The organism is Polynucleobacter hirudinilacicola (assembly GCF_002192535.1).
GTDB classification, from domain to species: domain Bacteria; phylum Pseudomonadota; class Gammaproteobacteria; order Burkholderiales; family Burkholderiaceae; genus Polynucleobacter; species Polynucleobacter hirudinilacicola.
Genome location: NZ_NAIA01000003.1, coordinates 809,370 through 829,916 on the forward strand (window position 1 = coordinate 809,370; position 20,547 = coordinate 829,916).

Genomic DNA, 20,547 nt, shown 5'->3' on the forward strand with positions numbered 1-20,547 from the left:
TTATGGGGACTTTGGAGTTGTAGACTTAACTGGCCCTTTATAGGCTTGCTTATAGAGCTTTAGCCAGCGTGATCTCAGGCCATCTCCTATCCAGGGTTTGTCGTAGATATCAGCGATATCAATAGCCGTTAGGCCATTGGCATTTTTAAGTTGTAGATCAGCGCCTTTATCCAATAAAAACTTCACCAGTTGCTCATTACCGGATTGGACCGCCATCATCAGGGGTGTTGTATTACCTACGCTTAAAGAATCAACGATGGCACCATTGGCAACTAAGAATTGGGCAACCTCTAAATGCCCCTTGGCACAGGCGTAATGCAATGGAGTCCAGCCGATATGATCTAGCTGTGCTTTATGGCCCAAAACTAAGGTTTTAACAAGCGGTAAATTGCCCTCTATGGATGCCATCATTAAGGGTGTTTCACCACTCTTATTGGATAAATCAACATCAATCCTCTTGTCGTTTAGCAATGCATCTATGACATTAGTAGATTTATCTCTAATGGCCAAAATCAGCATTGGATTGCCGTTAGCATCCACAGTATTGGGATTTATGCCTTTTTTAAGCAATAAATTGACCTCAGAAACATTATCAAATTTAGCTGCCTTAGCGAAATCAGCAATTTGATCTGCTGTTTGTGCATGAGAAAGCTGACTTACCATGCAAATAAGTGCTAAAGCAATGCCAAATTTATTCAACTTTAATCTCATGTATATCTTCTATCTATATGAAAACAATCAAAAAAATTCTTTGATGTCTGTTCCGCAAGTTCTTCAACACTGACGTTTTTAAGGGCGGCAATAAATTCACCAACTTTGGCCACCCATGCTGGCTCATTGATCTTGCCGCGATATGGAATGGGGGCCAGATAAGGCGAATCTGTCTCGATGAGCATCCGATTAAGCGGAACTTCTTTGCAGGTTGCCTGCAAGTCTTTGGCGCTTTTAAAGGTCACAATCCCTGAAAATGAGATGTAAAAACCCAATTCCATAGCTGCTTGAGCTACTGCCAGGCTCTCAGTAAAGCAATGCATCACACCGCCAATCTGCTCGGCACCCTCCTCTTTCAGGATCCGAATAGTATCCTCGGATGCGGAGCGTGTATGAATAATCAAGGGTTTTTGCGTGGCAATTGCAGCCCGAATATGCTTCCTAAAACGTTCACGTTGCCATTCCATGGATTCGTAGCTGCGATCACCCATCCGGTAGTAATCAAGACCCGTCTCGCCAATAGCAACAATCTTAGGATGCTTTAGGGCTGTCTCCACCAGAAACTCATAAGTGGGCTCAGGCGTATCTTCATAGTCAGGATGAACCCCTACGGACGCATATAAATGAGAATGCTCTTGGGCAAGTTTTAAAACATTGGGGAAGTCCGGTAAATCCACCGAAACACACAAAGCATTGCTCACGCTGGCCGATTTCATATTCGCAAGCACTTCGGGCAAGCGAGATTGAAATTCTGGGAAATCGAGATGGCAATGGGAGTCTATGAACATGACTCGCTATTTTAGACTGCCTCAGCCAAATTTAAGATTCAAATACTTGTTGGTATTGAGAAAGTAAGGCCTCTAACTGGACCCTGTTCGCTAAAGGGTGATTCTCATGACGGCGGGCCTTAATCAAAGACTTCCAAAAGTCATGGAGTTTGGGGATTTTTGCTGTGCGGGATAGACCTTGAAGTGTTGAAAGATGCTTTGGGTAATACCGAGGGTTGGCTCCCTGCGAGACTGCTTGTAAGTCTGAAGTCCAACGCTGCATCGTCGGTAGTAAATAGTTGTATTGAGCTTTATGTGTCTTTTCAGCAGCATCAAGCCAATTGATACGAACACCTTGAGACATCGACTGAAGTAAATAACGAGCAGCTTGAATAGAAAGCGTTAACTCATCTTTTTCATCTTGATTGTTTCTGGCAATTAGCGAATCTAACACTGAGAAGGGAGCCCCACCCTGTTCGTCGTAGATTGTTTCGATATCAGCAGCGCTAACCTTGAGCCCGTCAATATTAGGAATTTCTGCATGCAACCAAGCCAAGCCCTGCTCTCGATCAGGACGTGGGGCAGAAAGCAAACGACAGCGTGACCGAATGGTTGGCAAAACACGATCTAGGCGATCGGCGAGCAAAATAAAGATGGTATTTGCTGGCGGCTCTTCCAAAGATTTTAATAAGGTGTTAGCTGAGTCAGAGCGAAGCATCTCTAACGGGTAAATTAAGATAACGCGATTACCACCGCGATGTGAGCCGATTGATAAGCCTTCTATAGCGCTACGAGTCTCTTCGATAGAGATATTTTTCTTTTCCTTCTTTTCGCTCACTTCACCATCGGAGTCGTCGCGAACTGCTTTGCCTTTTTTAGGCGCCTCATCGCTTTCATAGTCTGCATGAGGCAAAAACTTCCGATGCGTTTCAGGAGCAAGCGCTATGAAGTCTGGATGATTGCCAGTATCAAACCAATGACAGGCTTCACATTGATTGCAGGGGCGTGAAGCCTCTTGAGTACTCTCACATAAAAGCGACTTCGCAAGCTCAAGGGCAAATGCAAATTTACCAATACCGGATTGACCATGCAGAAGAATGGCATTGGGAAAACTAGCGAAATCCAAGCCATCCCACAGGGGTTGTAACCATGGCGCAATAGACTTTTTTTGGTCAGTCAACATGAGCTCGCCCATCTAGATATTGAGCTCGAGCTTTTTTAAGCCATCCCAAATCACCTCTGGAGTCTGAGTGGCATCTACCATATGAAAGCGTTTTGGATCTTCCTTAGCGCGACGTAAATACTCTTGTCGAACCTTTTCAAAGAAGTTCAAATCCATTTTTTCAAATTTGTCTGGTGCTCTGACCTTGGAGCGACGCGCTTCAGCAACTTCACCAGGTAAATCAAATAAGATCGTTAAATTGGGTTGCAGTAAACCACTAGAACGCCCTTGAACCCAACGCTCAAGCTCATTTAACTTATCAATGCTGAGCCCCCGCCCTCCTCCTTGATAGGCAAAGCTCGCATCGGTAAATCGATCTGAGATCACTATTTTTCCAGCCATGAGAGCCGGCTCAATGACTTGGGCAATATGCTCACGACGGGCGGCAAACATTAGCAGCGCTTCTGTTTCTAAATTCATGGGGGCATCTAATAGTAATCCCCTGAGTTGCTCTCCCAAAGGTGTGCCGCCGGGTTCGCGCGTCATCACGACTTCACGATTTGGATAGCGTTCTTGCATGAGCTTTTGAAATGCCTCGATATGAGTGCTCTTACCGGCGCCATCGATTCCCTCAAAGCTAATGAAATATCCTGGATACATTGATGTCATATTGAATTCAATCTCATTAATGGGGTGCAGTTTTTAGTTTGCGTTGATATTGATCAACTGCCGCCTCATGTTCGCTAAGGCTCTGAGAAAAGTGACTACTGCCATCCCCCTTAGCAACAAAATACAGTGCATTACTTGATACAGGGTGAGCAGCCGCCAAAATAGATTCTTTACTCGGCATAGCGATGGGGGTTGGGGGTAATCCTTTGCGCATATAGCTATTGTAGGGACTGTCTTTGCGAAGATCTGCTTTACGTAAATTCCCATCAAATTTGGGACCAAGGCCATAGATTACCGTGGGATCGGTCTGGAGCAACATGCCTTTATTCAGCCGATTGGTAAAGACGGCAGAGACCAAGGCCCTATCGCTGGAGCGCCCTGTTTCCTTTTCAACGATGGAGGCCAGGATTAAGAGCTCGTAAGACGTTTTTAATGGCGAGCTCTGTTCTTTTTGCAGCCAGACTTGGGATAGTTGCTTTTGCATTGCCTGCGATGCTCTGCGATAAATATCCAGATCAGAATCATCGGGGTCAAAGACATAGGTATCCGGAAGAAACGCCCCCTCCAGTCCAGGGTAATTGAGATTGAGGTTTTGCAGTAATTCCTTTGCGCTGAAACCTTTGGTCTGATGTATAAGTGCTGGGTGTGAATCGATCAGAGCTCTCAATTGCCAAATAGTCATCCCTGGAATGATGGCAATGCTTTCTTTGACTCTATCGCCCCGTGCAATTTGAAACAGAATGGCCGCCAAGCTTGCCCTTGTTGGCAATAGATAGGTACCTGGCTTAAGTTTCGAGCCAACTAGCAAAGCCCTTGCACTTAACTGAAAAAGCAATGAATGTGTTGCTACACCCTGTTCCCTAAGTTGATCAGAAATACTAGCAAGGCCTGATTGAGGTTTGATTTTGACTTTATATGACTTCAAATCGGCAATATTTGGGTTAGCTGGAACCACTGGCCATACAAAGAGGCTGATATAGAAAATGCCAATCGATGCAAGAAGGCCTAAGAAGCAGGTTCTTAAAACTTGACTCTTTGATTTCCCATTGGGAAAGCGGCGCCATCCCTGAATTTTTCTGCTCATCAGGCTATGATAAAAGGGTCATGACAAATACATCCCAAAACACGCCAAATCCAGCAGCTCTTCCACAATGGGGCCTTATCTTGGTTGAGGGTGCAGATGCAGCCAGTTTTCTGCAGAATCAGCTCAGCAACTCTGTTTTAGGCTTAAGTCGCACCTTTTCTCCGCAAATCGCCCAGGGCCATGGTTCAGTCCGACTGGTTGGATACTGCAACCCAAAAGGGAGGCTACTTGCAAGCGCCTGGCTTGGACTATTTCCTAGTGATGAAACCTCGGATGATCGTTTTGCTTTATTCATCTCAAAAGATATTGCAGCAGCTACAGCCAAGCGTTTATCCATGTTTGTTTTACGTTCCAAAGTCAAAGTAACGGATGCCTCATCGGAGTGGAATATTTCTGGGATAACTGACAGCAATGCAAATCTTGCAGATTTCAACATCGGTGATGGTCAGATTGCCCTACGTTTACCAGATGTTTTAGTGGATGAAAAATCTTCTGCGCGAGTGTTGTTGGCACAAAGAGTGAATGCAAATCAATCTTTGAGTAACGATTCAACTCAATGGGATCATCTTGAGGTAATGAGTGCTATTCCTAGAATCGTTCTAGCAACGCAAGAACAATTTGTTCCGCAAATGATTAACTTTGAATCGGTTGCTGGAGTGGACTTTAAAAAAGGTTGTTACCCAGGACAAGAAATTGTGGCTCGGAGTCAATATCGTGGGGCGATTAAAAGACGTCTTCAGCTAGCTCATATTGAGATCGATGCTATGGCCAACCATTCTGCAGCCCCAGGCATTGAGCTTTTCCATTCAAATGACCCATCCCAGCCAGCAGGGATGGTGGTTCTATCAGCCCCCTCCCCTCTAGAACCCCGCCGAATCGACCTCCAGCTTGAGTGCAAATTGGAGGCGCTCGAAAGTGGGGATATTCATCTTGGAAGTGCCCAAGGACCTGTGTTAAAAATAGATTCTTTGCCTTACCCATTAATTGAAATTTAGGACTTTTAGCAGACATGTGTCTCATCCTTTTTGCCTGGCAATCTCATCCAGACTACCCATTGGTAGTTGCGGCTAATCGCGATGAATTTTACGAGCGTGATACTGCAGGAATTTCTTGGTGGTCTGAACACCCACATGTTTTGGCTGGCAGAGATCGTGCGGATGTTTTAGGAAGTCCCGGCACATGGTTAGGCTTTACGAAGACTGGTAAATTTGCAGCACTCACCAATGTCAGAGCACCCAGCGAAAAAAATCCAGACTCCAGAACACGTGGTGAGCTTTCCTTAATGTATCTTGCCGGCAAAGATGGTCCAGCCACTTTTATTCAGGAGAATGTAAAGCGTTTTCAAAATTACAATGGCTTTAATCTTTTGATGGCTGATTTAAGTAATCCGGAAAATGCGCAGATGCATTGGGTAAGCAATCGCATGATGATGGGTCAAACAATTCGTCCGCGCAAAGTCTTCCCCCAACAACCGCTGGAGGCCGGAGTCTACGGGCTCTCTAATGCCATGCTGGATACACCATGGCCCAAAGTCAATCATCGAGTGGCCGCCTTTGCTCAAACTCTTGCGATGGATAGCGGTCAACTGAAGAATGCAGACCATTATCTAAAGCTGTTATCCGATACACATCATGCAAGTGATCATGAGTTACCCAATACTGGCGTTAGCCGTGAATGGGAAAAAGCCCTGTCACCTGCTTTTATTAAAACGGACACTTATGGAACGCGCTCAAGCACTGTGCTAAGGGTACGTAAAGATGGTCAGTTTGAAATGGTCGAGCGTCGATTTGATGCTACAGGCACTGTTGGCCATGATGTGATTACTGGCGCTCTGAGTGCTGCACCAGTTTAATTATTCATCTTTTTAATCGTTTATTTCGCCACGTAGATCGTCATTCACAACACGGTCACCAGCGGCGTTCCGAGTTGCTAATCGCTTGAGGTACTTGAATGTGCCTGTCGCCATACAACAGACTTCACCTTGATCGTTGTAGAGCTTGGCCTCGCAGAAGGCCATAGTAGCTGTTCTGCGAACGTTATCTGCCCGTACTCTTAAGATTCCATTAGCAGCCTGCATAAAATTATTTTTCAACTCAATCGTAACGACGCTGCGGTCAGTAGGATCTCCAGATCTAGCAGCAACAGCCATGGCCACATCCATCAGCGTGAGAAGTACGCCGCCATGAGCTACCGCCCAAGTATTGGTGTGCTCAGGTTTCAAAGCCAGCAAAATCTCCCCTTTGCCCATTTCTGCGCTGAGGCAGCGAACCCCTAGCAACTTTAAAAATGGGACATTTAATTCCTCGCCTAAATTGGCAAGCTGGGTTTGGGGATTGATTTGGACATTTTTGTTCATGGGGTCATTTTAGTAGCTCAAACACCGTTTGTGAAATCCACCTAGAATAGTTGCCATGGCCTTTACTTTACGTGGCGATGACGCCGTCCAAGAGCTCCAACCAAGCCCTATTCCAGAGCCCTATTGGGTAGGCTTTTCATCTTCGGCAGCGAAATTAGTCAATATTCCCTTAAACGACAACGGCTACCCACAAGATGAATCTTGGCTAGCGGTTTTAGCAGGCAATTCCTTAGTAACGCAGTCATCTCAATTTTCACAACCCATTGCTACGGTTTATAGCGGGCATCAATTTGGTGTTTGGGCCGGTCAATTAGGCGATGGCCGTGCAATCTTGCTAGGCGAAGTTGCTGACCAAGAGTTGCAGCTCAAAGGCGCCGGTAAAACGCGTTACTCACGCATGGGTGATGGCCGAGCTGTTTTGCGCTCTTCCATACGAGAATTTTTATGCAGCGAAGCAATGTACGCTTTAGGAATTCCGACTAGCAGAGCACTTTCTGTAGTGGGTTCAGATTTACCCGTATTACGTGAGACCAAAGAAACCGCTGCGGTATGCGCTCGTTTAGCACCCAGTTTTATGCGCGTTGGGCATTTCGAACATTTTGCTGCCACACAAAATATTGTTCGACTAAAAGAACTTGCCGATCAATTGATAGATCAGCACTATCCAGATTGCCGTAGCACTCAAGATCCCTATTTAGAACTTTTTCTAAAGATTTGTGAGCGAAATGCTCGCTTGGTTGCCCAATGGCAAGGCGTTGGATTTTGTCATGGAGTTCTGAATAGCGACAATATTAGTGTTTTAGGTCTTACGATTGACTATGGCCCATTTGGATTTTTAGACTATTTTCAAATCGATCATATTTGCAATCACAGTGATCAAGGCGGTCGCTACGCCTACCATCGTCAACCCCAAATCATGCACTGGAATATGGCCTGCTTAGCCAGTGCATTTATTCCGCTCATCGAATTAAATCACCCCCAAGAGGAATCTCAAGAGCTCCTCACCAAAGCGCTCAGTCAATTTCCAGTTGTCTATGGACAGGCTTGGCAAAAGCTATTCAGGCAGAAATTGGGCCTGGTGACTGAACAAGCTGATGATATTCAATTGATTGAGCGACTCCTTCAGGCAATGCATGATTCAAAGGTAGACTTCACAACACTGTTTCGCGGGCTTGCTGAGATTAATACCGAAGCACCTATTACAGAAATCTCAATGCGAAATGACTTTATTGACCGTGACTCGATGGATCAATGGTTTGGTGATTACATTGCTCGCTTGAAGTCTGAATCAAGCCTCGATTCCAAGCGCAAGCTCAATATGAATAGAGTCAATCCAAAATACGTATTACGTAATCATCTGGCTCAGGTAGCGATTGAAAAAGCCCAAGAGAAAGATTTTTCTGAGCTTGCCAAGCTCTTACAAATTTTGGAGAGCCCATTTGATGAGCAAGCGCAATACGAAGAATATGCATCTCCCCCGCCGCCAAATTTAAGTGCTATTGAGGTCAGCTGCTCTTCTTAGTGTATTTGCATTCACTTCATTTAAGGAAGTTCATATGAAAAAAACAGATCAAGAATACAAAAAAGTACTCAGCGATATTGAATATCGAGTAACGAGAGAGGCAGCTACTGAAAGACCTTTTTCTGGCAAGTATTGGGATCATTGGGATAAAGGCCGGTATACCTGTGTCTGCTGCAATACGCCACTCTTTCTATCCGATACCAAATTTGACGCAGGCTGTGGGTGGCCGAGTTATAACAAGCCCGAGGAAGAATCTGCCATTAAAGAGATTAAAGACACTAGCCATGGCATGATCCGTACTGAGGTACGCTGCGCCAACTGCGATGCACATCTTGGCCATGTATTTGATGACGGCCCAGACCCTACTGGTTTGCGCTATTGCATTAATTCTGCATCCTTAAGCTTTGAGCCTAGCGCTAACGCTGAGCTCACCAGCAAGCCATAAATACGGTCTTTAATGCAAATAGTTGGATAATCCCCTGATGAAATTTTTATTCGATCTTTTCCCAATTATTCTGTTCTTTATCGCCTTCAAATTTGGCGATATCTATACTGCGACAATTGTTGCTATGGTTGCAACCATTGGTCAGATCCTCTGGGTCTATTATCGTCATCGCAAGATTGATGCGATGCAGTGGATCAGCCTAGTCATGATTCTTGTATTTGGTAGCCTCACCATCTTTTTGCATGACAAGACCTTCATTCAGCTAAAGCCAACTGCCCTTTACTGGCTATTTGCAGGTGCTTTATTTATTAGCGCCCAATTTTTTAGAAAGAATTGGATACAAGTGCTTATGGGCAAGCAAGTGACCTTGAAGCCGGAGCATTCTCATTCAGTTTGGCACCGGCTCAATATGGCTTGGGCCATCTTCTTCTTTTTTATGGGCGTTCTGAACCTCTACATTGCTTTTGAATTCTCCGAAGAGACTTGGGTCAATTTCAAGTTATTTGGTAGTACAGGTTTGCTAGTGGTCTTTGTGATTCTTCAAGGTATCTGGCTTTCGCGTCATATGGAGCATCCATCAGAATGAGCATCAACCAAGTCCGCATCGCCCTTTTCGAACAAGATCTGCAAAAGGCATTTTCTATTGAACATCTTCAGATTGAAGATGAGAGCCATTTACACGCTGGTCATGCGGGTGCAGCCAGTGGCGGCGGGCACTTTAAGCTCACGATTGTTGCCCCAGAATTTAAGGGTTTGAACTTAGTAGCACGACACCGTGCTGTCTATGCAGCCCTCAATCGACATATTCCAATAGAAATCCACGCCTTGACCATTCATGCAATGGCGCCTGGAGAGGCTGCAAATTAAGGCTGCATTACACTTAGCAGCATTGAACCATTTACCCCAACTTTTTATTTATTGACCACCATGCGGAAATCCCACCAGCTTCTCTCTCTCAGTCTTTTAGTAAGCCTTCTATCTACCAACGGCTTCGCTCAGAACGCGGTCATCGTGAATGGGAAATCTATTCCTAAAGCCCAATTGGATAAATTGGTACAGAAATCAGGTCAGCCAGATAATCCACAAGTACGTGATCAAGCCCGTGAAATGCTGGTTACCCGTGAATTAATTTTGCAGGAAGCTGATAAGCGTGGAGTGATTCAAAAAGAATCTGTGCGAGATCAATTAGAGCAAGCGCGCGTTGGAGTATTGGTTGCAGCGGTGTTTGAGGACTATGTTGAAAAAGAGGGTGTTGCTGATGCCGACCTCAAAGCTGCGTATGAAACCGTTAAGTCCCAGTACACCGGCAAGGAATACCACGTAGAGCATATTTTGGTCGAAAAAGAAGCTGATGCAAAAGCAATTATTGCTCAGATTAAAGCTGGTGGTAACTTTGAAGATATTGCCAAAGCTAAATCTAAAGATCCTGGCTCTGCTAAGGATGGTGGCGACCTAGGTTGGGTTTCTGATAAAGCGCTAGTTCCAGAGTTTTCAAAGGCGATGGTTCAACTGAAGAATGGCCAAATCACTGATAAACCCGTGAAGTCTCAATTTGGATATCACATCATCAAAATGCTAGATTCTCGTGATGTGAAGCCACCAAGTCTAGATGAGATCAAAGATCAACTAAAGCAAGTGATCATGGCTGATCAGAATTGGCAAAAAGCGAAGTTCTCAGAGATGATGCAAAAACTGCGTGCTAAGGCCAAGATTCAGTAAGCAGTTTTTTGCCTCAAGGTTTTCTTAAGGGCTTGAGTAGCGGCGTGGTCTCAGTTTCTGAATGGCCATGCCAGCTAGACCACAGGCGAATGCCGACATTACAAAGACATCACGTGGTTGTGAGAGCTCCCAAATCCAGCCCGCACAAAGCCCGCCCAATGTACCGCCCAAGCCATAAGAAACAGTCGCCATTAAGGCTTGCCCTCTTGCTTGAAGTGGTCCAGTAAACCAGCGCTGTAATAACTTGGTAGCTGCACTATGGTGGGCTGCAAAAGTTCCCGCATGGAGTATTTGCGCAAATATAAGAACTGAAGTGATGGGTAAAAAAGCGATCAAAATAAAGCGCACCACTCCAACTACAAAAGCGCCTTGAAGGACAATTTCTGCATCTAGACGACTGAGCACTTTGCTTTGGAAGTAAAAGAAGATAACCTCCGCAAATACTCCTAATGCCCAGAAAAGGCCGATTTGAAACTTGTCATAGCCAAGATCAGCAAGATAAAGTGAATAAAACACATATAGTGCTGCATGTGCAAACACCATAAAGAAACCAGATAGTAAAAACCAACGTACATCTGGATTAAAGAGCACGACGAGTAATTCTCCCCTCACCATTTTGCGACGTTCCATCTTGGGCTCATGCAATAAGAAGGTTACTGCGGCAAGGGAGAGTAGAACAACCGTACCTAAAATGGGATACAGCTCAATGGTGTTGCGTTGAAAGAGTTCACCAGCAGCAAGCACCATGAAGATGAAGCCTAAAGAGCCCCATAAGCGCAAACGCCCGTAACGCTTATCGAAAGAATTGTCTTTAAATAAAGCATGGACTGTTGCCGACTCACCCAAAGGCATCAAGCTACTGAGAATGGTGTGAAGCACAAACATCCAAATAAAAAAGCTGATGTAGCTCTCTAAAAAATAAATAGATAAAAAAAACGAGTGCTGCTAAACACGCACAAATCCGAATGATGCCTATGCGGTTTGATAAAAAATCAGAAAGCCATCCCCAGGAAAATGGCCCAACAATACGGGTGATTTGCAACATCGACATTAAAATTGCAATTTCGATGACGCTAAAGCCGCGATCTAAAAAGAACAAGCTAGCGTAAGGTGACACTAAGCCGACGTAAGCAAAATATAAAAAGAAAAAGGACCCGAAGGCCCAGCGAAGCGAAGGTGTCATCTATCTATATCAATCAATCAGCTTTGGAGCCTGGCCGTGCTGATGGAATCGCTTTAGCGCTCACTTTGACATCAGCGCATTGAGCGCGGTGACGCAAGGCGTGATCCATGACCACTAAAGCCAACATAGCCTCGGCAATTGGCGTAGCACGAATACCAACGCAAGGATCATGACGGCCCTTGGTTTGAACCGTAATCGGCTTGCCATCTAAGTCGATGGATTGCTTCGGACTCATGATGCTGGAGGTGGGTTTGATGGCGATAGATACGCGCAAATCCTGACCGCTACTAATGCCTCCAAGGGTACCGCCAGCATTATTACTGGCAAAGCCGTCTGGATGCATTTCATCACCGTGCTCACTGCCACGTTGAGCTACTGACTTAAAGCCAGAACCAATTTCAACACCTTTAACCGCATTGATACCCATCATGGCATGCGCAATGTCTGCATCCAATTTATCAAAGAGGGGTTCACCTAAACCAATCGGAATATTGCGAGCGCGCACCTCAATCCGGGCACCACAAGAGTCCCCTGCTTTGCGCAGTTCATCCATATAGGTTTCGAGCTGAGGAATGATGTCAGCATTTGCAGCAAAAAATGGATTCCTCTCAACCTGAGCAAGATCTTTAAAAGGTATTTCAACCTCACCCAGCTGACTCATGTAGCCATAGAACTCTGTGCCATATTGCTCATGTAGCCATTTTTTAGCAATCGCAGCCGCAGCAACTACAGGTGCAGTTAAACGAGCAGAGGAACGACCGCCGCCGCGCGGATCACGGAAGCCATATTTATGGTGATAAGCGTAGTCGGCATGACCTGGCCTAAATGTTTGCAAGATATCACCGTAGTCTTGGCTACGGTGATCAGTATTGCGTATCAGCAGCCCAATTGGTGCGCCAGTAGTTTTACCTTCAAAGACGCCAGACAGAATCTCTACCCGATCTTCTTCTTTGCGCTGGGTAACGTGACGAGATGTGCCCGGCTTACGGCGATCGAGGTCTAGCTGCAGATCTGCTTCGGATAACAGCATGCCCGGAGGGCAGCCATCAACCACGGCACCAATCGCTGGACCGTGAGATTCACCAAAAGTGGTAACAGTAAAGAGGAGGCCTAAAGTATTTCCTGACATATCGACATTATGTCATTTGTCAGGAATATCGGCTTAAAACAAGCGCTTAGGGGCTAGTTGGCAGCTTTTTCGGTGTCCTCTGGCCAATCACGAATATAGGCTTTGAGCATCGAATTTTCAAAATCTTGTGCTTCGACAACAGACTTAGCAACGTCGTAAAAAGAGATCACGCCCATCAACATTTTTTGATCAACGACCGGTAAATAGCGGGCATGATCTACTAACATCATCCGACGAACCTCATCAATCTCGGTTTCCATATTGCAAGTAAGCGGCTTTTGATTCATTACGGTACGTACTGGAATGTCGTCTAACTTACCATGATGTGTTGCTAATGCAGAGATAACCTCACGGAAGGTCAAGATGCCTACTAGCTTGTCATAGTCCATGACAACCAATGAACCAACATCGTGTTCGCTCATGACAAGTACAGCAGTTTGAAGCGCTGTATCAGGTGCAACCGTAAATAAGGTGCTGCCCTTAACGCGCAAGATGTCGCGAACTTTCATTTAATCTCCAAAAACAATACACAAGGTATGTATAACCCCAATATATCCCCAAGGACACATTCAATCAAGGGCTCTAAGCCTTGTTTTAGTAACGAATAACCCTAATGAGCCCGCTGCGGAGATTGGGTAAATTGGCAACCAGGATGGCGCCAGCAAGGGTTATCCACCAGGTCATATAAATCCAAAGGAGACCCAAGGGGAAGATGGCAAAGGCGCCATAGACTGTTTTATAAAAGGCAGTATGACTTAGAAAAATGGCATAACCAAACTTCATTAATTCAAAACTGATGGCAGCAAAGAATGCACCTGAAAAAGCATCAGACCACAGAATCTTGGAATAAGGCAAAACTTTATATACAACTGCGTAAACAGAGATCGCCAAAAAAATGGGTGCAATTGCGGCGAGTAGACGAAAACCAAACGAAACTGCTTCAATCCATCCTTCTGATGCACTAAATAGAATACCGCTGAGATAGATGCCAACACCCAACAGTACGGGACCTAAAAAAGTAGCCGCGCTATAAATCAATACCTTTTTAAATAGAGGGCGACGCTCTTGTACTTTAAAGATTTGATTAAATGCCGCCTCGATCACTGCTAGTGTCATGATGGTAGTGATGACTAAACCGATTAAGCCAATAAAAGTTAAGCCACTCGCTTTTGAGGAAAACTGCTCTAAATAGCTAAAGACTTGTTGGTTTAAACCGCCCGGCATATAGGTATCGAGAAGCCAGGTTCTGAAAGCATTTTTAACCTGAATGACGCTGGGCAGATAACCAATTAATATAGTTGCAATGGTGAGCATTGGTACTAAAGACAAGGTAGTCGTAAATGCTAGGCTGGCAGCGATCTGGTTCAAATTCAGACCACGATTACGCTCCCAGAGCTGTTTGCCCAGAGCAAGCCATAATTGGGGGTTACGAATAAGGCGCATCGCCGTATCATAAGAGAAGAATATGAGCCAAGCTGAAATTTTAGTTTTGTACTACTCCCGCCATGGCGCAACCAAGGAGCTAGCACGCCTCATAGCCCAGGGTGTCGAAAGCGTTCCCGGGGTAAATGCACGCCTGAGAACTGTGCCTGCAGTTTCTACAATTTGTGAAGCTACTGAGGCAGCAGTACCCAATGAAGGTGCGCCTTATGTTGAATACTCTGACCTACAAGAATGTATTGGCTTAGCGCTAGGCTCCCCTACTCGCTTTGGCAATATGGCTGCCCCCATGAAATATTTTTGGGATGGCAGCTCATCCGAATGGCTTAACGGCGCTTTAATCGGAAAACCCGCTTGTGTGTTTACTAGTACTGGCAGTATGCATGGCGGTCAAGAAAGCACGCTGCTCACCATGATGATTCCATTGCTACACCATGGCATGATCATTTTGGGATTGCCATACAGTGAGGCTGATTTAATGTCCTCGAATACCGGCGGCAGTCCCTACGGTGTAACTCATTTAGCACATGCAGATGGGCGAGCACCCATTAGCCCAGAAGAGCAGCGTTTAGCGAAAGCGCAAGGCAAGCGTTTAGCTGAAACTGCACTCAGACTCCAGAAGAAATAATCACAATGCTGAAGAAAATTCTTGAGAAGAATCCCTACCAGCTGCTCGCAACTGCAGCCTTTGTAGATTTATTTATTCTCTGTGTATGTTGGGAGTGGTTTATCTCTCCCCTTCGCCCAGGTGGCTCTTGGCTTATTCTGAAAGGAATACCTTTGCTCTTTGCTATTCCCGGTCTGTGGAAAGGCAAGGTTTACACCATGCAATGGGCTTCCATGTTAATTCTGCTCTACATCACCGAAGGCTTGGTACGCATTCTTGAAACTGGAGCAAACTTTTGGATGGCGGTTTTAGAGACAGCGCTTGCAACTACTGGTTTTGTTTGTTTATTAATTTATTTAAAGCCAATTAAGCAAGAAGCCAAAAGTTTAGCCAAGAAGAAGGCTCAGGCTAAGTGATCATGAGTGGCTTGATCAAGCAATTTAGCGACATACTTGGTAAAGAATATGTTCTCACCCAAGACCAAGATAAAGCCCCTTACCTGACCGACTGGCGCAAACGCTATGTTGGTAAAGCCCTAGCAGTCCTCCTTCCAAAAACAACTATTGAAGTAGCCAATATTGTGAAGCTGTGTGCAGCGAATCATGTCTCGATTGTTCCGCAAGGCGGCCATACAGGTTTTTGCGGTGGTGCTACACCTGACGAGACCGGTCAGCAAGTCATTCTGAATCTGAAACGCATGAATCACATCCGTGAAATTGATTCTGCCAATCAAACAATCACGCTTGAGGCGGGATGTATTTTGCAGACCGTTCAAGAAAAAGCAGCAGCACAAGATTTTTTATTTCCATTAAGTCTTGGTGCAGAAGGCAGTTGCATGATTGGCGGCAACCTTGCTACTAATGCTGGTGGCACAAATGTATTGCGCTATGGCAATACGCGGGATCTTTGCCTGGGTCTTGAAGTTGTTACTGCTCAAGGTGAAGTCTGGAATGGCATGAAGGGCTTGCGCAAGGACAATACCGGCTACGACCTCCGAGATCTGTTTATTGGATCCGAAGGCACGCTTGGCATCATTACTGCTGCCGTCATGAAGCTCTATCCCCTGCCGATCTCCCAATGGACGACTCTAGTAGCAAGCCAAGATATTGCATCCACCATTGCCCTACTTAATTTATTTCAGAAGCGAGCCACCTCATTGCTCACCGGCTTTGAAATGATGACTCAAGAATCTTTAGCTCTTAATGAGAAGCACTTTCCGCAAATGGCTAACCCCTTAAAAGGTAATCCTCCTTTCACGATCTTGATTGAACTCTCTGATCATGAAAGTGAAGAACATGTCCGTAAACTTCTGGAAACCATCCTAGAAGAAGCGTTTACTGCAGAGTTGATTAGCGATGCCGTGATTGCTAGCAACCTAAGTCAGGCAAATGCGTTTTGGCATATGCGTGAGCACATAACGCTGGCACAAGCCGAAGAAGGCGCCAATCTCAAACATGACATCACCATCCCGCTTTCTTCCTTGGATAGCTTTATTCAGGAAACAGATGCCTTAATGAGAAAACACTACCCAGGTGTGCGGATTATTAATTTTGGCCATTTGGGTGACGGGAACCTCCACTACAACATTGCCCCACCCCTTGGATCTGACCCCAAGGCATTTAACCTTGCCAATGAAAAGGCGATCCACGAGCTGGTGTATTCCCAGGTTGAGCGTTGCCAAGGCTCCATATCGGCTGAACATGGGGTTGGACAGCTCAAATTGGAGGGCTTAAGGGCTCATAAGGGTGACGTTGCCCACGACCTCATGAAGACCCTAAAAAGGGCCCTAGACCCGCAAAATATCCTCAATCCCCATAAAGTGGTCTCAATTTAGGGTTTTTGAGCCCCAATATTTGTTAAATATTTTGTAATTCTTGTCATCTCTACCGAATTCTGATGCGTTGTATGGGCATATAGGAGACAAAGATGTCAACAAGACTAAAACGTTGGGCCCGTGCAATTCAAGAAATCGACTTGTCCAAAAGGACGCCTGAAGTCGCTATTGGCTATCTAGATAGCAAATACCGCGATATTGCTTGGCGTTACATCCGTATTCTCGGCTTTGAACGCACTATCAGCTTCATGGCTAGCAATAACTTTCACCCAGAGTGAGCTTTATAGATAAACCCTAAATAACTGATTTATTTAGGGTTTTTTGTTTTTGGATAATTTTGGCTTTATATCAATAGGCTTAAATACCCAAAACGCCATCAGCATTACTGCCAGTAGCGAACTGAGTCCTGAAAATAAAAATGCCACTGTCGGGCTGACAGATTCATACAGCCAGCCAAATATTAAAGAGGCAGGCAACAGCATAATTCCTGAGCATAGATTGAACCAACCAAACGCTGTGCCTGTTAATCCCTTTGGAGCAAGGTCAGCAACGAGGGCCTTCTCAACCCCTTCGGTGGCTGCTTTAAATAGTCCATATAACGCGAATATTCCAAAAAGCCATCCAACCGTCAGACCAGAATAGCTCATTGCCGCATATATCAGTGCATAAGCCATCCAAGCAAGCGTAATAAAGTATTTGCGACTAAATCTGTCTGATAAAGCGGAAAGTGGCGTACCAAAAATAGTGGTAATCAAAGAAATACATGCCCACAAAAGTGGAATCTGTTCTTGAGGCACGCCAAGTTCTTTGGCTCTTAAGAGCAAGAACATGTCTGAAGAATTGCTGAGTGCAAATAAACCCACTGCAAATAGATAGCGCTTAAATTCAACTGGCATTCCATCCAGGTTCCAGGTGAACTTGATAGTTGATGAAACGAGGCTTTCTCGCGCAGGCTCTTTGATACAGAGGGCTAGCGCAACAGTGATAGCGCCGGGTATGACTGCCCACAAAAATATCTCTTTTAGTGGAATATTAATCGCAAGTAGATATGCAGCAAGCAATGGGCCAACAACCGCGCCTGCATTATCCATTGATCGATGTAGGCCATAAGTAATGCCCCGTTGATTTGCTGGAACGCTCTCAGCTAACAACGCATCTCTCGGAGAACTTCTCAAGCCCTTACCTAGTCTATCGGTAAAGCGAATGAGCAAAACGCCAACCCAGGAGCTAGCAAATGCAATCAGCGGCCTTCCGATACCCGCAAGAAAATAACCAAGGACAATCCAAACCTTGGCATTTTTTGTTTTATCAACAACAACTCCCGAAACTAGCTTGAATAAACTAGAAGTGGCCTCTGCGACACCTTCGATGATGCCGATCGCCTTGGGTCCAGCCATTAAGACGGAAGCCAAATAAAGTGGCATTAAGGGATACAACATCTCACTTGCGGAATCGTTCACAAAGCTTATCAAGCCGATTAACCAAACCGTTTTGGGCAATGATGAGAGAGTTTTAAACATGCTCATTCAATTTAGCACCAATTTTAGCAATCAGAAAAAAACCGTTTTATTGTCATAATCGCTTGAATCGCCCATAAATAACCCGTAGGATCAAAGAATAAACATCGGATCTAAAAGGTTAAAAAATTATGAGTCAGAAAAAATTAGTAAAACAGTTGATGAAAAAACTGGACAAGTTAGAGTCAGAACGTGAAAAGCTCATCGATAAGCTGGCTAAAGCTCTAGATAAGCTTGAGCAAAAAGAAGCAAGCAAAAAACCAGCCGCCAAGAAGGTTACTGCAAAAAAGACGCCTAGCAAGAAAACTCCCGCCAAAAAAACGCCTAGAAAAAAAGTAGCATCTAAGAAGACGCCTGCAAAAAAAGTTTTATCGCCAGCCTCTACTGCTAATGAAGAAGCTTAAGTAGTGAGCAAGGATCTCAAAGAAACTAATCACGATTCTGATTACGAAGATCAACTTCGCCTTCTGCAAATTGAACTAGTGAAGCTTCAGCGTGAAATTATTTCAGGTGGAATGCGCTTATTGGTTATTTTAGAGGGTCGAGATACTGCGGGCAAAGATGGCACCATCAAACGCATTACTGAACATCTGAGTCCTCGTGAAACCCATGTTGTAGCGCTTGGCAAACCATCCTCTCGTGAAGAGGGTGAATGGTATTTTCAGAGATACGTTGCTGAGCTACCATCAGCCGGCGAGTTCAGCATCTTTAACCGTAGTTGGTATAACCGTGCAGGGGTCGAGAAAGTAATGGGATTTTGCACAGATGCTCAGTACAAGCAATTTATGGCATCAGTAAATGATTTTGAAGGTTTACTGGTTGACTCGGGAATCCAGATTATCAAGTACTACTTAGATATTGATAAAAAAGAGCAGGAGGAGCGTCTAGAGAGTAGAAAAGCTGACCCTCTAAAGCAGTGGAAAATTAGTCCTATCGATGAACAAGCGCAGCATAAGTGGAATGATTACAGTGTGGCACGCGATCTCATGCTGCAACAAACCAGTTCTGTAAAAGCACCTTGGACTGTAGTGAATGCCAATAATAAGAAACACACGCACTTAAATCTGATTCGAGATCTTTTATCTAGGGTCAAATATCCAAAAAAGGATGAAAAGATATTAGCTGTTGACGCTGATATTGTGATGCCCTGCCCACCATTAGGGAAAAAACCTCCCAAAGTAGCGCCCTAGTTTCTTTTTTAGCTTACAAAGAATTGCTTCGCATCAGTGACGAGTTCACTAGGTAACTCTTCAGGAATATAGTGGCCGCAAGAAACGGTTTTCCCCGAGACATTTTCAGCGACTGCTTTCCAATCCTCGATCGGCTTAAAGCATTTATGAACTAATCCATGCTCTCCCCATAAGACCCTTAATGGCATCGTGAGTTTTTTACCTGCAGCCCTATCGGCTCGATCATGTACTAAGTCAATACTGGCAGCAGCTCTATAGTCCTCGCACATAGAATGCATGGTTTGTGGATTGCTTGCGCCCGCAAGATATTCTGACCAACGCTCAGGAGAAAAAATGCCTGTGCCAGCATGACGACCCATATGTTGCTTAATCCAAAACTCCGGATTAGCCGCAATGAAGGTTTCCGGAATAGGTTCTGGCTGAATTAAAAAGAACCAATGCCAATAGCCTTTAGCAAATTCCATGGTGGTGTTGTCATACATGGCCAGTGTTGGCGATATATCTAAGACCATTAAACGCAAAACACTATCAGGAAAGTCCATCGCCAACCTGTGCGACACTCTGCCGCCACGATCATGCCCAAGCAAGAAAAATTGCTGATAGCCTAAAGATTGCATCAGAGCATGCTGATCTGCTGCCATTGATCTCTTGGAGTAAGTTGAATGATCAGCTTTACCATGAGGTTTGGCAGATTGTCCGTAGCCACGCAGATCAGAAGCCACCACAGTAAAAGATTTGGCTAACTCTGGAGCAACTAATTCCCAGATTGCTTTGGTTTGTGGAAAGCCGTGTAATAGCAATATGGGCGCCCCATTGCCACGTACTTGACAGGCAATTTCTATAGGACCGTCATCTGATGGGACGGTCACTTTTTTTTGCTCAAAGCCAGGAAATACTACAGTCATATCCTATCCAATAAAAAAGAGCCTCTGACGAGGCTCTTGGAGTATTAACGCGCTGCCATCATTTGAATTTCAGCAACAGTGACATAACCCTTATTGCCGGTATCAATATAACTAAAGTGATCATAGATGCGAGGCATACATCCTTTAGCTTCATTCATGGTCAACTTGCCATCATGATTTGTATCGCATTTAGCAAAACGCTCAGCGATTTCTTTATTGCGCGATGTCACCTCGCCATAAGCAGGAAGCGATAAAGCCATCGTTGCGCAAGAAGAAAACAAAATCACTTTTGAAAGAGTTCTCATGA

25 protein-coding genes and 1 pseudogene are annotated in these 20,547 nt (G+C 44.9%); 13 read left to right on the forward strand and 13 right to left on the reverse strand.

Annotation, left to right across the window (positions count from 1 at the left end):
• From B6A14_RS08210 to mltG, 5 genes are read right to left on the reverse strand one after another with little or no spacing between them, the layout of a single operon-like run.
• Positions 1-711: an ankyrin repeat domain-containing protein gene (locus B6A14_RS08210; protein ID WP_087909979.1), complete on the reverse strand. Its 711-nt coding sequence runs from the start codon at positions 709-711 to the stop codon at positions 1-3.
• Positions 708-1,499, reverse strand: coding sequence for a TatD family hydrolase (locus B6A14_RS08215; protein WP_087909980.1), 792 nt, complete (start codon positions 1,497-1,499; stop codon positions 708-710). The genes B6A14_RS08210 and B6A14_RS08215 overlap by 4 nt, the downstream gene beginning before the upstream one ends.
• A 31-nt stretch (positions 1,500-1,530) precedes the next feature.
• Positions 1,531-2,661: a DNA polymerase III subunit delta' gene (locus B6A14_RS08220; protein WP_087910329.1), complete on the reverse strand. Its 1,131-nt coding sequence runs from the start codon at positions 2,659-2,661 to the stop codon at positions 1,531-1,533.
• A 12-nt stretch (positions 2,662-2,673) separates the two neighbouring features.
• Complete coding sequence (tmk, locus tag B6A14_RS08225; protein ID WP_201721522.1) at positions 2,674-3,300, reverse strand: dTMP kinase; 627 nt, start codon at positions 3,298-3,300, stop codon at positions 2,674-2,676.
• A gap of 25 nt (positions 3,301-3,325) precedes the next feature.
• A complete protein-coding gene (gene mltG, locus B6A14_RS08230) occupies positions 3,326-4,393 on the reverse strand; it encodes an endolytic transglycosylase MltG (RefSeq protein ID WP_087909982.1) in 1,068 nt (355 codons plus the stop codon).
• 20 nt (positions 4,394-4,413) lie between these two features.
• Here mltG and ygfZ point away from each other — a divergent pair, with 20 nt between their 5' ends.
• Positions 4,414-5,388, forward strand: coding sequence for a CAF17-like 4Fe-4S cluster assembly/insertion protein YgfZ (gene ygfZ / locus B6A14_RS08235; RefSeq protein WP_087909983.1), 975 nt, complete (start codon positions 4,414-4,416; stop codon positions 5,386-5,388).
• A 14-nt stretch (positions 5,389-5,402) separates the two neighbouring features.
• Complete coding sequence (locus B6A14_RS08240) at positions 5,403-6,245, forward strand: NRDE family protein (RefSeq protein WP_087909984.1); 843 nt, start codon at positions 5,403-5,405, stop codon at positions 6,243-6,245.
• A 12-nt stretch (positions 6,246-6,257) separates the two neighbouring features.
• Here B6A14_RS08240 and B6A14_RS08245 read toward each other — a convergent pair whose 3' ends face one another.
• Positions 6,258-6,749, reverse strand: coding sequence for a PaaI family thioesterase (locus tag B6A14_RS08245; protein ID WP_087909985.1), 492 nt, complete (start codon positions 6,747-6,749; stop codon positions 6,258-6,260).
• 55 nt (positions 6,750-6,804) lie between these two features.
• On the opposite strand from B6A14_RS08245, the gene B6A14_RS08250 reads away from it, so the two are divergent.
• Genes B6A14_RS08250 through B6A14_RS08270 form a run of 5 tightly spaced genes read left to right on the forward strand, consistent with a single transcriptional unit; the run spans position 6,805 to position 10,435 of the window.
• Positions 6,805-8,271: a protein adenylyltransferase SelO gene (locus B6A14_RS08250; RefSeq protein WP_087909986.1), complete on the forward strand. Its 1,467-nt coding sequence runs from the start codon at positions 6,805-6,807 to the stop codon at positions 8,269-8,271.
• A gap of 34 nt (positions 8,272-8,305) precedes the next feature.
• On the forward strand, positions 8,306-8,716 hold the full coding sequence (msrB, locus tag B6A14_RS08255; RefSeq protein ID WP_087909987.1) for a peptide-methionine (R)-S-oxide reductase MsrB: 411 nt from the start codon (positions 8,306-8,308) through the stop codon (positions 8,714-8,716).
• Positions 8,717-8,753: 37 nt separating this feature from the next.
• Positions 8,754-9,302, forward strand: coding sequence for a septation protein A (locus B6A14_RS08260; RefSeq protein WP_087909988.1), 549 nt, complete (start codon positions 8,754-8,756; stop codon positions 9,300-9,302).
• Positions 9,299-9,583: a BolA family protein gene (locus B6A14_RS08265; RefSeq protein ID WP_087909989.1), complete on the forward strand. Its 285-nt coding sequence runs from the start codon at positions 9,299-9,301 to the stop codon at positions 9,581-9,583. The genes B6A14_RS08260 and B6A14_RS08265 overlap by 4 nt, the downstream gene beginning before the upstream one ends.
• A 60-nt stretch (positions 9,584-9,643) precedes the next feature.
• The gene (locus B6A14_RS08270; RefSeq protein ID WP_087909990.1) at positions 9,644-10,435 is read left to right on the forward strand and encodes a peptidylprolyl isomerase; all 792 of its coding nucleotides are present in this window, start codon (positions 9,644-9,646) and stop codon (positions 10,433-10,435) included.
• Between the two features lie 24 nt (positions 10,436-10,459).
• On the opposite strand, the pseudogene B6A14_RS08275 reads toward B6A14_RS08270, so the two are convergent.
• The 4 genes and pseudogenes from B6A14_RS08275 to B6A14_RS08290 form a co-directional block, all read right to left on the reverse strand.
• Positions 10,460-11,618: pseudogene (locus B6A14_RS08275) on the reverse strand (MFS transporter).
• Between the two features lie 13 nt (positions 11,619-11,631).
• The gene (aroC, locus tag B6A14_RS08280) at positions 11,632-12,747 is read right to left on the reverse strand and encodes a chorismate synthase (RefSeq protein WP_087909991.1); all 1,116 of its coding nucleotides are present in this window, start codon (positions 12,745-12,747) and stop codon (positions 11,632-11,634) included.
• A 53-nt stretch (positions 12,748-12,800) separates the two neighbouring features.
• Entirely contained in the window at positions 12,801-13,256 is a 456-nt protein-coding gene (locus tag B6A14_RS08285; RefSeq protein WP_087909992.1) for a CBS domain-containing protein, read from the reverse strand.
• A gap of 85 nt (positions 13,257-13,341) precedes the next feature.
• Positions 13,342-14,190, reverse strand: a complete 849-nt coding sequence (locus tag B6A14_RS08290; RefSeq protein ID WP_087909993.1) for a YhjD/YihY/BrkB family envelope integrity protein — start codon at positions 14,188-14,190, stop codon at positions 13,342-13,344.
• A 22-nt stretch (positions 14,191-14,212) separates the two neighbouring features.
• Between B6A14_RS08290 and wrbA the strand changes: the two genes are divergently transcribed.
• The 4 genes from wrbA to B6A14_RS08310 all read left to right on the forward strand — a co-directional run bounded on the left by wrbA (position 14,213) and on the right by B6A14_RS08310 (position 16,906).
• The gene (wrbA, locus tag B6A14_RS08295; RefSeq protein ID WP_087909994.1) at positions 14,213-14,815 is read left to right on the forward strand and encodes an NAD(P)H:quinone oxidoreductase; all 603 of its coding nucleotides are present in this window, start codon (positions 14,213-14,215) and stop codon (positions 14,813-14,815) included.
• A 5-nt stretch (positions 14,816-14,820) separates the two neighbouring features.
• Complete coding sequence (locus B6A14_RS08300; protein ID WP_087909995.1) at positions 14,821-15,210, forward strand: DUF2069 domain-containing protein; 390 nt, start codon at positions 14,821-14,823, stop codon at positions 15,208-15,210.
• Between the two features lie 2 nt (positions 15,211-15,212).
• Positions 15,213-16,628 (forward strand): FAD-binding oxidoreductase, encoded by a 1,416-nt coding sequence (locus B6A14_RS08305; protein ID WP_087909996.1) that lies wholly within the window; start codon positions 15,213-15,215, stop codon positions 16,626-16,628.
• A gap of 92 nt (positions 16,629-16,720) precedes the next feature.
• Positions 16,721-16,906, forward strand: a complete 186-nt coding sequence (locus B6A14_RS08310) for a hypothetical protein (RefSeq protein WP_087909997.1) — start codon at positions 16,721-16,723, stop codon at positions 16,904-16,906.
• A 33-nt stretch (positions 16,907-16,939) separates the two neighbouring features.
• Here the strand turns inward: B6A14_RS08310 and B6A14_RS08315 are convergent, their stop codons facing one another.
• On the reverse strand, positions 16,940-18,154 hold the full coding sequence (locus B6A14_RS08315) for an MFS transporter (RefSeq protein ID WP_236635699.1): 1,215 nt from the start codon (positions 18,152-18,154) through the stop codon (positions 16,940-16,942).
• Positions 18,155-18,276: 122 nt separating this feature from the next.
• Between B6A14_RS08315 and B6A14_RS08320 the strand changes: the two genes are divergently transcribed.
• Both B6A14_RS08320 and ppk2 read left to right on the forward strand, forming a co-directional pair.
• Entirely contained in the window at positions 18,277-18,549 is a 273-nt protein-coding gene (locus tag B6A14_RS08320) for a serine/threonine protein kinase (RefSeq protein ID WP_087909999.1), read from the forward strand.
• A gap of 3 nt (positions 18,550-18,552) precedes the next feature.
• Entirely contained in the window at positions 18,553-19,335 is a 783-nt protein-coding gene (gene ppk2 / locus B6A14_RS08325) for a polyphosphate kinase 2 (protein ID WP_087910000.1), read from the forward strand.
• 8 nt (positions 19,336-19,343) lie between these two features.
• On the opposite strand, the gene B6A14_RS08330 is transcribed toward ppk2, so the two are convergent.
• Together B6A14_RS08330 and B6A14_RS08335 are read right to left on the reverse strand one after the other, a co-directional pair.
• Positions 19,344-20,240: an alpha/beta fold hydrolase gene (locus B6A14_RS08330; protein WP_087910001.1), complete on the reverse strand. Its 897-nt coding sequence runs from the start codon at positions 20,238-20,240 to the stop codon at positions 19,344-19,346.
• 44 nt (positions 20,241-20,284) lie between these two features.
• Entirely contained in the window at positions 20,285-20,545 is a 261-nt protein-coding gene (locus B6A14_RS08335; RefSeq protein WP_201721497.1) for an EF-hand domain-containing protein, read from the reverse strand.
• Between the last annotated feature and the right edge of the window lie 2 nt (positions 20,546-20,547).

What these genes read in the sequence shown, in the direction of transcription:
- B6A14_RS08330 (WP_087910001.1), bottom strand. Translation starts at nt 20,240, where the DNA reads ATGACTGTAGTATTTCCTGGCTTTGAGCAAAAAAAAGTGACCGTCCCA.
- B6A14_RS08300 (WP_087909995.1), top strand. Translation starts at nt 14,821, where the DNA reads ATGCTGAAGAAAATTCTTGAGAAGAATCCCTACCAGCTGCTCGCAACT.
- B6A14_RS08285 (WP_087909992.1), bottom strand. Translation starts at nt 13,256, where the DNA reads ATGAAAGTTCGCGACATCTTGCGCGTTAAGGGCAGCACCTTATTTACG.
- aroC (WP_087909991.1), bottom strand. Translation starts at nt 12,747, where the DNA reads ATGTCAGGAAATACTTTAGGCCTCCTCTTTACTGTTACCACTTTTGGT.
- B6A14_RS08215 (WP_087909980.1), bottom strand. Translation starts at nt 1,499, where the DNA reads ATGTTCATAGACTCCCATTGCCATCTCGATTTCCCAGAATTTCAATCT.
- B6A14_RS08305 (WP_087909996.1), top strand. Translation starts at nt 15,213, where the DNA reads ATGAGTGGCTTGATCAAGCAATTTAGCGACATACTTGGTAAAGAATAT.
- tmk (WP_201721522.1), bottom strand. Translation starts at nt 3,300, where the DNA reads ATGTATCCAGGATATTTCATTAGCTTTGAGGGAATCGATGGCGCCGGT.
- B6A14_RS08260 (WP_087909988.1), top strand. Translation starts at nt 8,754, where the DNA reads ATGAAATTTTTATTCGATCTTTTCCCAATTATTCTGTTCTTTATCGCC.
- B6A14_RS08335 (WP_201721497.1), bottom strand. Translation starts at nt 20,545, where the DNA reads ATGAGAACTCTTTCAAAAGTGATTTTGTTTTCTTCTTGCGCAACGATG.
- B6A14_RS08320 (WP_087909999.1), top strand. Translation starts at nt 18,277, where the DNA reads ATGAGTCAGAAAAAATTAGTAAAACAGTTGATGAAAAAACTGGACAAG.
- B6A14_RS08265 (WP_087909989.1), top strand. Translation starts at nt 9,299, where the DNA reads ATGAGCATCAACCAAGTCCGCATCGCCCTTTTCGAACAAGATCTGCAA.
- B6A14_RS08240 (WP_087909984.1), top strand. Translation starts at nt 5,403, where the DNA reads ATGTGTCTCATCCTTTTTGCCTGGCAATCTCATCCAGACTACCCATTG.
- B6A14_RS08220 (WP_087910329.1), bottom strand. Translation starts at nt 2,661, where the DNA reads ATGTTGACTGACCAAAAAAAGTCTATTGCGCCATGGTTACAACCCCTG.
- wrbA (WP_087909994.1), top strand. Translation starts at nt 14,213, where the DNA reads ATGAGCCAAGCTGAAATTTTAGTTTTGTACTACTCCCGCCATGGCGCA.
- ygfZ (WP_087909983.1), top strand. Translation starts at nt 4,414, where the DNA reads ATGACAAATACATCCCAAAACACGCCAAATCCAGCAGCTCTTCCACAA.
- B6A14_RS08310 (WP_087909997.1), top strand. Translation starts at nt 16,721, where the DNA reads ATGTCAACAAGACTAAAACGTTGGGCCCGTGCAATTCAAGAAATCGAC.
- B6A14_RS08315 (WP_236635699.1), bottom strand. Translation starts at nt 18,154, where the DNA reads ATGAGCATGTTTAAAACTCTCTCATCATTGCCCAAAACGGTTTGGTTA.
- B6A14_RS08270 (WP_087909990.1), top strand. Translation starts at nt 9,644, where the DNA reads ATGCGGAAATCCCACCAGCTTCTCTCTCTCAGTCTTTTAGTAAGCCTT.
- B6A14_RS08245 (WP_087909985.1), bottom strand. Translation starts at nt 6,749, where the DNA reads ATGAACAAAAATGTCCAAATCAATCCCCAAACCCAGCTTGCCAATTTA.
- B6A14_RS08290 (WP_087909993.1), bottom strand. Translation starts at nt 14,190, where the DNA reads ATGCGCCTTATTCGTAACCCCCAATTATGGCTTGCTCTGGGCAAACAG.
- B6A14_RS08210 (WP_087909979.1), bottom strand. Translation starts at nt 711, where the DNA reads ATGAGATTAAAGTTGAATAAATTTGGCATTGCTTTAGCACTTATTTGC.
- msrB (WP_087909987.1), top strand. Translation starts at nt 8,306, where the DNA reads ATGAAAAAAACAGATCAAGAATACAAAAAAGTACTCAGCGATATTGAA.
- mltG (WP_087909982.1), bottom strand. Translation starts at nt 4,393, where the DNA reads ATGAGCAGAAAAATTCAGGGATGGCGCCGCTTTCCCAATGGGAAATCA.
- B6A14_RS08250 (WP_087909986.1), top strand. Translation starts at nt 6,805, where the DNA reads ATGGCCTTTACTTTACGTGGCGATGACGCCGTCCAAGAGCTCCAACCA.